At 48.1% G+C, this 14,356-nt stretch carries 14 protein-coding genes and 1 riboswitch; of the genes, 9 read left to right on the forward strand and 5 right to left on the reverse strand.

Annotation, left to right across the window (positions count from 1 at the left end; translation table 11 throughout):
* Positions 1-15: 15 nt before the first annotated feature.
* On the reverse strand, positions 16-1,026 hold the full coding sequence (locus JNUCC21_RS17445) for a FecCD family ABC transporter permease (RefSeq protein WP_369878363.1): 1,011 nt from the start codon (positions 1,024-1,026) through the stop codon (positions 16-18).
* Positions 1,026-2,063, reverse strand: coding sequence for an iron ABC transporter permease (locus tag JNUCC21_RS17450; RefSeq protein WP_031378357.1), 1,038 nt, complete (start codon positions 2,061-2,063; stop codon positions 1,026-1,028). Before JNUCC21_RS17450 ends, JNUCC21_RS17445 begins: the two co-directional genes overlap by 1 nt.
* A 247-nt stretch (positions 2,064-2,310) precedes the next feature.
* On the opposite strand from JNUCC21_RS17450, the gene JNUCC21_RS17455 reads away from it, so the two are divergent.
* Positions 2,311-3,249 carry an iron-hydroxamate ABC transporter substrate-binding protein gene (locus JNUCC21_RS17455; protein WP_012118425.1) on the forward strand — a complete coding sequence of 313 codons (939 nt, stop codon included), beginning with the start codon at positions 2,311-2,313 and terminating at the stop codon, positions 3,247-3,249.
* Between the two features lie 145 nt (positions 3,250-3,394).
* Complete coding sequence (locus JNUCC21_RS17460; RefSeq protein WP_369878365.1) at positions 3,395-4,309, forward strand: class I SAM-dependent methyltransferase; 915 nt, start codon at positions 3,395-3,397, stop codon at positions 4,307-4,309.
* A 52-nt stretch (positions 4,310-4,361) separates the two neighbouring features.
* Here JNUCC21_RS17460 and JNUCC21_RS17465 read toward each other — a convergent pair whose 3' ends face one another.
* Both JNUCC21_RS17465 and sspJ read right to left on the reverse strand, forming a co-directional pair.
* A complete protein-coding gene (locus tag JNUCC21_RS17465; RefSeq protein ID WP_007613722.1) occupies positions 4,362-5,774 on the reverse strand; it encodes an amino acid permease in 1,413 nt (470 codons plus the stop codon).
* A gap of 110 nt (positions 5,775-5,884) precedes the next feature.
* Positions 5,885-6,065: riboswitch (Lysine riboswitch) on the reverse strand.
* 122 nt (positions 6,066-6,187) lie between these two features.
* Positions 6,188-6,328: a small acid-soluble spore protein SspJ gene (gene sspJ / locus JNUCC21_RS17470; protein ID WP_007410034.1), complete on the reverse strand. Its 141-nt coding sequence runs from the start codon at positions 6,326-6,328 to the stop codon at positions 6,188-6,190.
* Positions 6,329-6,511: 183 nt separating this feature from the next.
* On the opposite strand from sspJ, the gene JNUCC21_RS17475 reads away from it, so the two are divergent.
* Positions 6,512-6,994 (forward strand): metal-dependent hydrolase, encoded by a 483-nt coding sequence (locus tag JNUCC21_RS17475; RefSeq protein WP_003151759.1) that lies wholly within the window; start codon positions 6,512-6,514, stop codon positions 6,992-6,994.
* Positions 6,995-7,035: 41 nt separating this feature from the next.
* On the forward strand, positions 7,036-8,892 hold the full coding sequence (locus tag JNUCC21_RS17480) for an LTA synthase family protein (RefSeq protein WP_369878366.1): 1,857 nt from the start codon (positions 7,036-7,038) through the stop codon (positions 8,890-8,892).
* Positions 8,893-8,922: 30 nt separating this feature from the next.
* On the opposite strand, the gene JNUCC21_RS17485 is transcribed toward JNUCC21_RS17480, so the two are convergent.
* Positions 8,923-9,849: a substrate-binding domain-containing protein gene (locus JNUCC21_RS17485; RefSeq protein ID WP_043020702.1), complete on the reverse strand. Its 927-nt coding sequence runs from the start codon at positions 9,847-9,849 to the stop codon at positions 8,923-8,925.
* A gap of 117 nt (positions 9,850-9,966) precedes the next feature.
* Between JNUCC21_RS17485 and modA the strand changes: the two genes are divergently transcribed.
* The 5 genes from modA to JNUCC21_RS17510 all read left to right on the forward strand — a co-directional run bounded on the left by modA (position 9,967) and on the right by JNUCC21_RS17510 (position 14,334).
* Positions 9,967-10,764, forward strand: a complete 798-nt coding sequence (gene modA / locus JNUCC21_RS17490; protein WP_059367842.1) for a molybdate ABC transporter substrate-binding protein — start codon at positions 9,967-9,969, stop codon at positions 10,762-10,764.
* Positions 10,745-11,428, forward strand: a complete 684-nt coding sequence (gene modB / locus JNUCC21_RS17495; protein WP_039063632.1) for a molybdate ABC transporter permease subunit — start codon at positions 10,745-10,747, stop codon at positions 11,426-11,428. The genes modA and modB overlap by 20 nt, the downstream gene beginning before the upstream one ends.
* Before the next feature lie 94 nt (positions 11,429-11,522).
* The gene (locus tag JNUCC21_RS17500; protein ID WP_007613734.1) at positions 11,523-12,170 is read left to right on the forward strand and encodes a response regulator transcription factor; all 648 of its coding nucleotides are present in this window, start codon (positions 11,523-11,525) and stop codon (positions 12,168-12,170) included.
* Positions 12,171-12,175: 5 nt separating this feature from the next.
* Positions 12,176-13,279 carry a sensor histidine kinase gene (locus JNUCC21_RS17505; protein ID WP_369878836.1) on the forward strand — a complete coding sequence of 368 codons (1,104 nt, stop codon included), beginning with the start codon at positions 12,176-12,178 and terminating at the stop codon, positions 13,277-13,279.
* A gap of 119 nt (positions 13,280-13,398) precedes the next feature.
* Positions 13,399-14,334 carry an ABC transporter ATP-binding protein gene (locus JNUCC21_RS17510; protein WP_012118433.1) on the forward strand — a complete coding sequence of 312 codons (936 nt, stop codon included), beginning with the start codon at positions 13,399-13,401 and terminating at the stop codon, positions 14,332-14,334.
* The last annotated feature ends 22 nt before the right edge of the window (positions 14,335-14,356 follow it).

Genomic DNA, 14,356 nt, shown 5'->3' on the forward strand with positions numbered 1-14,356 from the left:
GGCAGTCTCCTTCCTCTATTTCGTTTTCATCAGCAAATATACAAAATACGGCGCTCCGAGCACGGAAATCACCAGGCCGACGGGAACTTCGGACGGTGCAAGCACATTTCTCGCCAGCGTATCGGCAAGCAGAAATAAAAATGTTCCGATTAAAGCCGAAACCGGGATAAGCGTCTGGTGGCGCGGTCCGGTAAGCCTTCTGGCCAAATGCGGCGCAATGAGTCCGAGAAAAGCGATTCCGCCGGCTGCCGCAACACATGACGCGGTCAGGGCAACGGCGCACATCAGCAGAACGCGCCGCTCCTTTTCAACCCGGGTGCCAAGCCCCGCCGCCAGCTGATCACCGAGCTGAAGCACATTTAAATACCTGGCTTTATAGAGGCTGAACGGTAAAAGAACCAGCAGCCACGGCAAAATAGACAGCACCATTTTCCAATTGGCGTTCCAAATCGAACCGGAAATCCATACAAGCGCCTGCATGAAATCCCGCGGGTCCATTTTCAGCTGAAAAATCAAGAGCAGCGCATTAAACCCCGCATTGACGCCGATCCCGACCAAAACGAGCCGGACAGGTGAAACGCCTTTTTTCCAAGCCAGCACATAGATGAGCAGCGCAGCCAGAAAAGCCCCCGCCAAAGCGCTCACCGGAAGCAGCCATGTACCGGCCATGCTTAAATCAACAGCTGATCCTTGGAAAAAGAAGATAAACAGAACGACCGCCAAAGACGCCCCGGCGTTAATACCGAGAATGCCCGGCTCCGCCAAGTCATTTTGAGACACGCTTTGAAAAATCGCGCCTGAAACTGCGATTCCGGCGCCGACCAGCAATGACAGCACCATGCGCGGCAGTCTGAATTCAAATAAAACGAGCTGATCCCGGGCATCCCCCTGTCCGAAAAAGACACGTAGCGTATCAAGAGGCGCAATCCGGATCACGCCCATGTTTAAGCTGATAAAAAAGACGATGCATATGAGCAAAAACGTAACGGCCATGACCGCCAGCGGTTTTTTCGATTTTACATTCATTACAGCCCTCTCCTTTCCCTGCGCGCCAAATAAAAGAAAAAGGGAACGCCGATAAGGGCGGTTAAAGCGCCGACCGGTGTTTCAAACGGCGCATTGACGAGTCTTGCGGCAATATCACTGAAGACTAACAGAACGGCGCCGAATACCGCCGAACAGGGAATGATCCACCTGTAATCTACCCCGACTAAAAATCGGGTGATATGCGGAATCACCAAGCCGATAAAAGAAATGGCTCCGGCGACTGAGACTGAAGCCCCCGTCAAGAGGACAACGACAAACATTCCGATTACTTTCACAAGCGATGTGTACTGCCCGAGCCCTTTGGCCAGCTCCTCACCCAAGCTCAGCACCGTCACTGAGCGCGCAATCAGAAATGCCAGCAAAAGTCCGATAACCCCGACCGCCAACAGCAGCTGCACGCCTTCCCATTTCACGGAAGCAACTCCTCCGGCATACCAGAACTTCACATCCTGGGCGACATCAAAACGGATCGCAATCGCGCTTGAAAGCCCCGTTAAGAAATAGCCGACTGCCGTACCGGCCAGCGCGAGCTTCACCGGTGTCAGACCGCCTTTTGAAAACAGGCCGATGCCAAACACAATAAGCGCTCCGATTCCCGCTCCCGCAAAGGACCACAAAACAAGCCCAGCGGCAGAGAGCCCCGGAAAAAAAGCAAACGCCAATGCGATCGCAAATCCTGACCCCGACGTCACGCCCATAATGGAAGGCTCAGCAAGCGGGTTCCGCGTCAGCCCCTGCATAATCGCCCCGGACACAGCTAAAAAAGCCCCGACGAGCGCGGCGGCGGCAGTTCTCGGCAGCCTCAGATCGCGTATGATTTGATGAGATGTATTTTGCGGCTGAAAGTGAAAGAGAGCATCCCACACCGTCCGCAGATGAATATCGGCAGCTCCGATGGAAACAGACAGAGCCGCGCCGATCAATAAAACCGCAATCCCGGCACACAGCAGCACAGCCGCTCTGAATGAACGCGCCGTCCACTGGATTTCACTCCCTGATGCCCCTAGAGCCGTCATTGTCTGTTTCTTTTTCAATAGACCCAACACTCGTTCTTCCTTTCTCAAAACAAGAATGGTAATGATAATGATTATCAATGACTTGTTTCAGTATAGCACTTTTATCTTCTCTTTTAATAGACCTAATTTCATATAAAAAAAGAAAGTTTTTCTTAAAAAAGAGGGTGCTTCTCTATGAAAGCAGTGATATAATCACACTGATAATGATTCTCTTTATCACTAATTTTTATGAAAGTAGGAATGTCAGATGTTCCATACATACAAGAAAATCGGCGCAGCGCTGATTGCCATGCTGCTCATCGCCGCTTTGGCCGCATGCGGCAATTCTTCAGACACGAAAGGTTCTTCTGAAAAAGAAGAAACCATCACGTATAAAGCCGAAAACGGCAATATTAAAATTCCGAAGCACCCGAAACGGGTCGTCGTCATGGCTGACGGCTACTACGGCGACTTTAAACAGCTCGGCATCAATGTTGTCGGCGCGCCGCAAAACGTATTTAAAAACCCTTATTACAAAGGGAAAACAAAAGGTGTGACAAACATCGGCGACGGCACGTCCGTTGAAAAAATCATTGACTTAAAGCCGGATTTAATCGTGGTCTGGACGACACAAGGCGCCGATATTGAAAAACTGGAAAAAATCGCGCCGACCATCGCCATTAAATATGACAAGCTCAGCAACATTGATCAATTCAAAGAGTTTGCGAAAATGACAGGCACTGAAGATAAAGCAGACAAATGGCTGGCTGAATGGGATAAGAAAACCGCTGCCGCTAAAACAAAGGTTCAAAAAGCGGTCGGCTCAAAAACCATCTCCATCATGCAGACAAACGGAAAAGACATCTATGTATTCGGTAAAGACTTCGGCCGCGGCGGAAGCATCATTTATGACAAACTCGGGCTGAAGGCCACAAAACTGACGCAGGAAAAAGCCATTAATCAAGGGCCGGGCTACGCCAGCATTTCACTCGAGAAACTGCCTGACTTCGCGGGAGACTACATCTTTATGGGGCCATGGCAGGCCGGCGGTGATGACAAAGGCGTGCTTGACAGCTCAATCTGGAAGAACCTCGATGCCGTCAAACAAAACCATGTCTACCGCATTGATCCGATCGGCTTCTATTTCTCAGACCCGATCTCACTTGAAGGCCAGCTCGACTACATCACAAAAAGCTTAACGAAGTAACCCCGAAGCCGCTGTCACAGCGGCTTTTTATTACGCTTAAAACTTGACAAAAAATTTATTTATGCTATAATTTACATTTTTGGATTAACATGTATAATAAGATTCTCCCGGCCGGAGATTGATGTAAATAACGGAGGATCTTTATATGAAAGAAAACAAGGCGAGTATGACTTCCCTGCTGTCCGCTTTCGGAAGGGCGTACCACAGTAAATACGACACCCCGGTGATATTTGATGATTTTATGGCACAAGATCTGATTTCCGAAAAAGAGCATTCGGACATCCGCGATCATCTGACTCAAGGTATATCATTTTTCAGTAAAGACATGGCACAGAGGCTTCAAGGCCAACCGAATGACATCTTAAAATGGGTGACTCAAGTACAGCTGTCTCCTACACCGTTAGCCCGTGCCGCATATTGTGAAGAAGTGCTTTTGAATGAAGTGAAGCTCGGGGCCAAACAGTATGTTATCCTTGGCGCGGGGCTCGATACTTTCTGTTTCAGGCATCCTGAGATGACAAACGCCTTAGACATATTTGAAATCGATCATCCCGCTTCACAGGAAGACAAAATAAACAGATTGAAACATCTGAATCTCGACATTCCCCATCATCTTCATTTTGTACCGATGGACTTCGCCGCTTCGCTTTCTTTCAGCCGTCTTTATCAGGAAGGTTTTTCACGCCAAAAAACCTTTTTCAGCCTGCTCGGTGTGTCATACTATCTTACGAAAGAGCATCTCGCCCGCCTGCTCACACAATTATTTGCCAAAGTCCCGCCAGGAAGCTCTATCGTGTTTGATTATGCAGATGAGTCCCTTTTTGAAGAAAGAGGACTGTCAAACAGAGTGGAAAACATGGTGAAAATGGCTGCAGCAAGCGGAGAACCGATGTTATCGTGTTTCAGTTATAAAGAAATCGAAAAAATATTAGAATCATCAGGTCTGCTTATTTATGAACATTTATCTCCGGCGGACGTCAATGACCGTTTTTTCAGCGGACGCACTGACCATTTAACCGCATTCGAGACCATTCATTATATACATGCCGTCAAAAAGTAATCAGCTGCCGCAAACAAAAAAAGACATCTCACAGACGTGAGATGTCTTTTTGTCATACCGATTGTCTGTTGTTTGCAAATTTCTTTGAGACGAAAGGATATAACAGCAAACCGACGAAGAACAGCCCGATACCGAGAATAAAGGTCGTTAAATCGGCCGTTCCGGTAATAATGACATAAAAAGAATAAATGCAGGCAAGGATGGCGATGATACCGTCTCTTACTCTTGAACCCTTTATCTCGTCATACGTTTCACCCGTAAAAATGAGCTTCAGGCTGTAAAACGCTGAAACGAGATACGGAATCAGATAAGCGAGCGTCGCCGCCGTCGTTAAAAACGTAAACGCGTCACTGATCGTCCGGGAAATAACTGAAAAGATAAAGATCTGTGACATCACGTTCGTTACGATTAACGACACAACCGGGCTGCCCTGTTTATTCGTTTTTGCAAAAGCAGCGGGAAAGTCTCCTGATTTCGCCGCTTGATACGGAACTTCAGAGCCGAGAAGAATCCAGCCGAGCATCGTTCCGAACAGACACAAAATCGCCAGAATCGCCATGATGACGCTTCCCGCATTGCCGACGATCGCGTACAATACGTCAACAAACGGTTTTTCCGAGCCGACAAGCTTACCATGCGGAAGCACGCCCATCGTAATCAATGTCACGATGATATAGATGCCAAGCGCGATCAATAATCCGGTAATGGTGGCGCGTTTCACGTCGCGCTGCGAACGGGCGCGCCCGGATAAAATGACTGCCGATTCAATTCCGACGAACGCCCATAATGTTGAAATCGCCGCATTGTGGATCTGTCCGCCGATTCCCTCAACTGTGTGAGGACCTGTTTGAACCGGAAAATAAAAATGATCGAAAAACGACGTTTGAAACACAAATAAACCTGCAATGATAAAGAAGATAAATCCTAATACTTTTGAAAACGTCGTGACGAAATTTAATTTACTCGCACCGTTAATGCTGGTGACGAGAATCGTGTGAGTGCCCCATAATAAAACCGTACATACGGCAAACGTCAGCAGCTGGCCGAGCGTAACCGCCTGACCGCCGATCGAAAACATTTCACGCTTATCCGTTAAAATCGGGAAAAATGATGTTAAATATCCGGCAAGGCTCGTGATGATCGCCACGTTGCTGATCCAGCTCGCCACCCAGTAGCCCCACACCATCGTGAAGCCCGCTGCATTCCCTTTTTTCCGATCGCTGAACAGCGCACGCGCATAGCTTTGCGGCCCCGCCGTCAGCTCAGGCTTGCGGATGGATAAGTGGCCGAAGACCAGCGCGATCATTAACACACCGGCTCCCGTTAAAAGCCATGCCGATGTGGCGCCGAACGGGCTCGCGATTTTTGCGAGCGAACTCGGAAGCGAAAAGATGCCCGAGCCTACCATATTTCCTACGACAAACGCCGTTAATAACCAAAAACCCCATTTTTTCGTCTGTTCCATTCCTGTACCTCCTGGTTGTTCATTCGTACGGACCAGACCCCGAGATCATATTTACACGCAAAAAAAGCCTGAACAAAAGTCCATGCTTAAAGAAACACACACACCCTTGATCTCCGGATAGCCCTCCGCGAAAAAGCACGCGGCAGTCCTGCACTTATTCAGATACAGTCCCAGCATAAAGAAGGATCGGCTTTCTTTACACTTCGGCGCTGATGCCTTTAACACATGTTTTGCGGCCCCTATCAGCCTGGCATGTGCGACTCATCATCAAGCGCAACCTCTACCTCACCGAGAAAGAGTGAGGATTTTTATCATTCAATTCTACTCAGAGGTTATCAGAGATAAAAAGATCTGTCAAAGGGAAAAATTAGATGGAAAACGGATAGAGCGTTCGCCCTACCCGTCTTATATGGTCAGCGGTTGTTTTTTTTCTTTTGAACAGCTTCTTGAAGCGGATCGTCTTTCAGAGCTGCACCGGCGTCTTCAAGCGCGCCTTGAATGACGTTTTTGTTTTTATCGCTGTTTTTTCCTTTTTCTTTGTTAAAGAAAGCCATCTGTATCACCTCTTTATCAAATATAGGTACACCTATAATGTGTCTTTTTCCGCGGCAGAATATGCGGAATCCGCGTCTCCTTCCTTTTGGCGGAACAGGTAAAGTTTGTTGATCAAACATGCATTCTCTTGATATATTTGTAATTCAGGGGATTTTGGCAAAAATAAAAAGGAGAAGCGAAAAATGACAGGAAAAACACACATCATGGGAGGCATCGCTTCTTGTTCCGCAATTGCGTATTATTACGGGTATGATCCGGTCCTTATGACCTCAGCGGGTGCCCTCGGGGCGCTGATTCCCGACATATGCCATACGAAAAGCAAAATCGGCAGGACGCTGCCCGTTCTGTCCAAAATCGTAAGCACGGTGTTCGGCCACAGAACGTTTACACACAGCCTGCTGTTTATGCTTATTATGTTTTTCATTACGGCAACCTATATTCCGAATCCGAGCATTTCCGCCGGACTGATGATCGGAATGGCGAGCCATCTTGTACTTGACGCATGGACCGTCAACGGCATTAAACTGCTGTTTCCGTCCGCCATCCGCTTCCGTCTGCCCCTTTATATGAGAACGGGGAGCTTTTCGGAGCAGCTTGTGCTGGCCGGCCTAACGATTGTATCCTGCTATTATTTATACGAACTGGTTCACGGCCGCATCTCTTAAACAAAAAGCATCTTTCGCTTTTAGGGTGAGGAGTCATACATATGAAGAAAACCTTTTTCAGCAATCATCGGTTTTTATGCCTGTCCATCCTGTTCATGTGGATGAAAACCTATGCCGTTTATAAGCTCGGTTTTGATCTGCAGAACAATTCGGTTCTTGAGGAATGTCTGCTTCTCATTAATCCGCTGAGCTTCATTGTGCCGCTGTTCGGCATCGCCCTGCTGCTGACGGAAAAAAAACAGCGGATCTTTCTGCTTTCGGCGAATGTGATGCTGACGGGGATTTTAATCGCGAATACGGTGTTTTACGGGTTTTATATTGATTTTATCACCATACCGGTTTTGTTTCAGGCGAGCAATATGGGCGATATGGGAAGCAGCATCCAAGAGCTGTTTCACCCGCTTTATATCGCTTTATTTTTGGATATTGCGGTTTTGTTTTATCTTGGTAAAAGGCATAAAGCTGGTAAAGGAAAAGCCAGCACCCGTACCGTTAAAGCATATGCGTGGGCATCAGCCGGCCTCATGCTGTGCAACCTTGCGCTGTCTGAGGCCGAGCAGCCGAAGCTGTTCAAGCACCCTTTTGATCGTGAAGCGCTCGTAAAAGGAATCGGCCTGTTCCACTTTCATTTGTATGACACCATTTCGCAGACGCTGAATGCAGGGGCTAAAGCGTTTGCCGACGAAGGCAGCCTTGCGGCGGTCGCGAATTACACTCAAGCCGACTACAGCAGGCCGTCCGAATCAAAGTTCGGGCTGGCGAAGGGGCGCAATGTGATTTTTGTTACGCTCGAATCAACACAGCGTTTTGTAATGGATGAGCGGGTCAACGGACGGGAGATTACCCCGTTTTTAAATAAACTGCGGAAAAAAAGTTATGACTTCACTCATTTTTATCAGCAGACTGAACAGGGAAAAACCTCAGATTCAGAATTCATTACTGCGAATTCGCTGTATCCGTCTTCAAGCGGCGCCGTTTTTTTTACAAAAAGCGGCCACCGGTTCAATACGATGTACCATATGTTAAAAGACCGTCAATACTATTCAGCCGTTCTGCATGCCAATCATAAGGCCTTTTGGAACCGGGATGAGATGTACAGGGCATTCGGTATCGACCGTTTTTTCGACGCGGATGAATTTAAGGTGACACAGGAAAATTCAACAGGCTGGGGCCTGAAGGATAAGGAATTTCTAGAACAGTCAGCGGAAAAATTAAAGAAGCTTCCGCAGCCGTTTTACGCGAGCCTGCTGACTTTGACCAACCATTTTCCTTTTGAAATTGATAAACAGGATCAGCTCATTGAGGAACCGGACACAAGCAGCGAGTTATTAAACCGCTATGTGACGACGGTCCGCTATGAAGATGAGGCCCTGAAACACTTTTTCAAGAAGCTGAAAAAAGAAGGACTGTATGACAACGCGATGATCGTCCTGATGGGAGATCATTACGGTATATCCGAAGCCCATAATCAAGGACTTGCCGAATTCTTAGGGAAAGAGGAAATCACTCCGTTTGATACGGTTCAGCTTCAGCGCGTGCCGTTTATCATTCATATTCCCGGGGTGACCGACCGTGCGCCGGAAACGATTGCTTCGGCCGCGGGACAGGTTGATGTAAGACCGACGCTGCTTCACCTGCTCGGCATTGAAACGAAAGGCAGCATTCAGTTCGGCAATGATCTGTTTTCCGGAGAGCGGACCCCGTTTGCGGTGCTGAGAAACGGCAGCTTTATCACGGATGATCATATTTATACGAAAAATACGTGTTACAGCCGTAAAACGGGTGAACCGCTTTCTGACATGAGCGCGTGCAGCGATGAGAAAGAAAAAGCGGAACAAGAGCTGATGCTTTCCGATAAAATATTAAACGGCGACCTGCTGCGGTTTTATAAGCAATAAAAAAATCCCTCCGTTATATGGAGGGATTTTTCATGTTTCATATATGAGCCGTCCGGTCATTTTCGTATCATATCCGGATAATTGAGAAAGCTGGGACTTGAATTCCTCAGAATTAAGAATGTCCTGCACGCTTTGAACAAGCTCCCGGTTTTGTTTTAAGACGACCACATCGTACTGCTCACTGATCACCGGGATAAAGTCCGTGCCCGCCATATGCGCCGCATGCTGCGACCCGACTCCGATATCCGCCTTTCCGCTTGATACTTGTGAAGCCGCTGACAGATGATCCGTGACAATGTCATGATAGCCGGCGACATCAGACGGCGTAATGCCGAAAGATCTGAGCTGTTCATCCAGCAGCACCCTCGCGCCTGATCCTTTTTCGCGATTGACGATGCGGACATCCTTTCGGCTCAAATCCTGAAAGCCCTGAATGTTCAGCGGATTGCCCTTTTTCACATATAATCCGGCTTGCCGCAGCACGACATGAAAAAGCGCAAACGGCTCCCCTGAAAGAATGCGCTTCACATACGGGATGTTATACTGCCCCGTCTCCCCATCGTACAAATGCAGACTGACGATGTCACAAGCTCCGCGGTACATCTCGATCAGGCTGTTCAAACTGCCGCTGTACTTGCGGAGCGGAGCCGCCTGTATTGTTTGTTCCAGCTGTTTGCTGAGGAGGTCCATCGACACATCCTGCCCGCTGATGATAACGGACTGCCTTTTTTCCGGCTCCCGCCCGCGGGACGGGTCAGGCGCTTCTGCTGCGGATGGCTTTTTTGACATTCTCATGTTTGCTTTATATTGTTTTAAGTCCTCTTCATCGACCCTCATCTGTCTTCCGACCCTGTACGCCGGAATGAGTCCTTTTTTTATCAAATCATATACTGTCAGTTTGGAGACCTTCAAAAGGCCCGCAACTTCTTCTATTGTATAGGAAGTGGCTTCTGTCATATTATCACGCTCCGTTTTTATTATAACTGTTCAGATATTGAAAAAAAACCGCACCATCACGTACAATTGCGTTATAATTAGTTTGATCTAATGATATTTAGCTATAAGGGGTGCACAATGTTGAAAAAGAAAGCGACACTACTCACAACTGCGGCTATGGCCGTTTTCCTGGCAACTGCGGGCTGCTCATCCGGACAATCGTCCAAAGGCGGACAAAACGAAAAAGTCACGCTGACCGTTTCTGCGGCAGCCAGCGCTCAGGATGCACTTGAAGAAATCCAGACCAACTACGAAAAATCACATTCAAACGTAACCATTCAAGACAACTTCGGATCATCAGGCACATTGCAAAAACAAATTTCACAAGGCGCGGGAGCTGATTTATTCTTCTCGGCAGCCGAAGATAAATTCGAAAAGCTCGTTCATGACGGAGATATCGACAAAAAGGACAGCACGGATCTTTTGAAAAATGATCTCGTCATGATCGTACCTGAGAAAAACAGCGCACACCTGACACATCTGAATGACCTGAAAAAAGACAGCGCGGAAAAAATTGCGCTCGGCACGCCTGAATCCGTTCCGGCCGGACAATACGCCAAACAGTCATTGACGGCATTATCCCTGTGGGACAAGGTAAAAGATAAAGTCGTCTATGCAAAAGACGTTCGCCAGGTGCTTTCTTATGTTGAAACCGGAAATGTCGATGCCGGGCTTGTCTATAAAACAGACGCGCTGATTTCGAAAAAGGTGAAAATCACCGATGAAGCGCCGGCGAAAACGCACGATCCGATCGTTTATCCTGTCGGCATCGTCAAGGATACAAAGCACCGTAAAGAAGCAGAAGCGTTTTATCAGTATCTGCAGTCAGATGAAGCAATGAAAGTGTTTAAGAAATATGGATTTACTGCCAAGTAACATTACGGCTTCGGAGTTTTTCACTCCCGTCGTACTGTCGTTTCAGGTGGCTTTGGCATCGGGCATCGCCGTCATCATTCTCGGGACGCTTGCCGGCGCCTGGATGGCGAAAGCGCGATTTCCCGGAAAAACGGCTGTGGAGACCCTGTTTATGCTCCCGCTCGTTCTTCCGCCTACCGTTGTCGGCTTCATTCTCATTATTATTTTCGGGAAACACAGCTTTATCGGCCGGACGATCGAGCGGATTTTTCACCAGCCCGTCATTTTCACGTGGTCGGCCGCGGTGATCGCTTCGGCCATTGTCGCCTTCCCGCTTATGTATCAGTCCGCTAAAACGGGCTTCGCCGCGGTTGATGCCGACATTGAGGGAGCGGCGAAAGTAGACGGAGCCGGCAGGTGGCAGGTGTTCACCCGTATTTCCGTCCCGCTTGCCTTTCCCTCCCTCTTGACCGGAAGCATTCTCAGTATTGCACGTGCGCTAGGTGAATTCGGGGCGACTTTAATGTTTGCGGGAAATATTCCCGGTGTCACCCAAACGCTGCCGACAGCGATTTACGTCGCGATGGACTCCGGCAATGAAACACTCGCCTGGGTGTGGGTGATCTGTATTGTGATCATTTCTTTCCTGATGCTGTTTTTCATCCAATTGAAAAAACCCGCTTGACCGATCCGCCTTCCGCGCACCTTTCGCCGGGAGGCTTTTTGATTTAAAATCGGATGGTATATAATGAAACAAAAAACACACAAAGGGTGCGGCCATGAAGATTAATGTCATTATCGCGGATGATAATTCTTTCATCAGAGAAGGAATGAAAATCATTTTGCATACATATGAGGAATTTACTGTATCGGCAACGTTGGAAAATGGCCTCGAGGCGGCAGAGTATTGTAAACACAATCCCGTCGATATCGCCTTGCTGGACGTCCGCATGCCGGTGATGAACGGCGTCGAAGCCGCAAAACGGATCGCTGAGGAAACGGATACGAAGCCGATGATCCTGACGACATTTGACGACGATGAGTATATTTTAGAAGCGATTAAAAACGGCGCGAAAGGATATTTATTAAAAAATACCGAACCGGAACGGATCCGCGATGCGATCAAAAGCGTTTTCAACGGGCACAGCATTCTTCAGGACACCGTGCTGGATAAAATAAAAGACAGCCTTTCCCGGCCGGCTGAAGCCGCGCATCAGATTGATGAAAGCCAGTTTACTGAAAGAGAGCTCAGCATCATGTCGCTTATTGCGAAAGGATTCTCGAACAGGGAAATTTCAAAACAGCTTTTCATTTCTGAAGGGACGACGGCCAATTATATTTCATCTATTTTAGGGAAAACGGGGCTTGAGCACAGAACGCAGATCGCGATTTATTATATCACCGGGAAGGTGGATAACGGGCGTTGAACGGTATGGATTTTTGGATGCTGATGAGCAGACTGATCGCCATTTTTTATACGGCTTTTTTGTTCGTATCGGCAGACCGCCTTTACACACCGTACGCCGTCTTGTTTCTGCTGCTTTATCTATCTTTGGGCATTGCGGTCTGCATGATCAGGCTGCCCGCTTGGAGGCGCGGGATCACCCTCATGGCGCTGGCATTGACCGCCTGGCTTTCCGCCTTAGGCCATCCGGCGTTTCTGTTTCTTTTGCCGCCCGCCATTTTTGCCGTTCTTGCCGAATATCCGGTTCACCGCTATGTGTTCTGCCTGCTCGTGTTTTTGCCGTTTTTATTTATCCCGTACGGCGACCTTCCGACTTATATCGTCATGACCTTGTTCTGCTTGGCGATATTCGTTTTGGCCGCCCGTTCCAGCGACCGGCTGAAAAAATATGAAGAGCAGTCAGACAGCATGCGCTCAAGCATTGAAAAACTGACGAAACAGCTGCACAGCAGCACAGAATATATCAAACAATCGGAGTATACCGGCAAACTCGAAGAAAGAAACAGATTGTCCCAAGCCATCCATGACAAAATCGGCCATTCCATGACAGGCGCGCTCATTCAGATGGAAGCGGCGAAGCGGATGCTCGGCTCCCATCCGGACAAAGCGGCTGAACTGCTCCAAAACGCCATTACCATTTCCAAAGAGGGCATTGAGGATATCCGCATAACGCTGAAAAATATGAAACCGCCCGCTGAACAAATGGGCATTCACAGATTAAGAACGTTTATTGATGAATTTTCGGCCAAAAACGGGATGCCGGTTCCGTTTACGCATCAAGGCGATTTGGACAGACTGACGCAAATGCATTGGAGAGTCATTCAGGAAAACGTAACCGAAGCCTTGACCAATGCAATGAAATACGCCGATGCCACACAGATCTTCATTGATATCCATGTGCTGAACAAAGCCGTGAAAGCGGAAGTGAAAGATAACGGAAACGGCGCCGTCCGCTTTAAAAAAGGCCTCGGCATGCTCGGTATGGAAGAACGGGCGGCCGTCTTGCACGGAACCGTTATTTTTGACGGCACGGCCGGTTTTTCCGTCACGACATTGCTTCCGGTTGAATAAGTGAATGTTTTCATGTGAAAAATATGAAGATTCTCATGTCAAAGGAATGAACAGCTGCACTAACGGCCGTTCATTCTTTTTTTTATAATAAGAGCATCATAAGACATAGAGGTGGAAACATGAACATTTTGGAGCTCAAACAGCTGAGTAAGAAATTCGGTGATTATGCCGCCGTTGACCAGATGTCGCTTGCCGTAAAAGAAGGTGAGATTTTCGGGTTTCTCGGCGCAAACGGAGCCGGAAAAAGCACGACGATCAATATGATCTCAGGCCTTTTAAAACCTTCAGGCGGAGACATTCTGTTTCTCGGAAAAGATATTTTCAAATATAGCAAAGCAGCGAAAATGAATATCGGCATCGTCCCTCAGGACCTCGCGATTTACGAAGAATTAAACGCCTATGAAAATGTGAAGTTCTTCGCCGGGCTGTACGGCCTGAGAGGGGCGGCTCTGAAAGAACGGGTTGAGGAAGCCCTGACATTCGTCGGCTTGAGCGATAAACACAAATATTTGCCGAAGCATTTTTCCGGCGGAATGAAGCGCAGGCTCAATATTGCGTGCGCTCTTGCCCACCGGCCGAAACTGATCATCATGGATGAACCGACAGTCGGCATTGACCCTCAATCAAGAAATTATATTCTGCAATCAGTGAAAAAGCTGAATGAAATGGGCTGCACGATCATCTACACGAGCCACTACATGGAGGAAGTGGAAGAAATATGCACGCGCATCGCCATTATCGACCATGGAAAAGTCATCGCAGAAGGCACAAAAGAACAGCTGACCTCCATCATTACCGACACGAAGGACGTCGTGATTGAGCTGTCATCCGGAAACGGCATCAGCCTCGGCGATATTCAGGAGCTGCCCGGCGTCAGAGCCGCCACACTGGAAGAAAACAGCGTGAAAATCAGCTCTGACACAGGGGTCAACAATTTAAACCGCCTGATCCGGTACTTCATGGACAAAGGAATTGAAATCCGCTCCTTGCAGGAACAGGCCCCTGACTTAGAAACGGTATTTCTCACGCTGACAGGCAGAAGCCTGCGCGACTGACCCCACTGAAAGGAGGATTGCA

This window comes from Bacillus sp. JNUCC-21, assembly GCF_041222765.1.
Lineage (GTDB): Bacteria > Bacillota > Bacilli > Bacillales > Bacillaceae > Bacillus > Bacillus velezensis.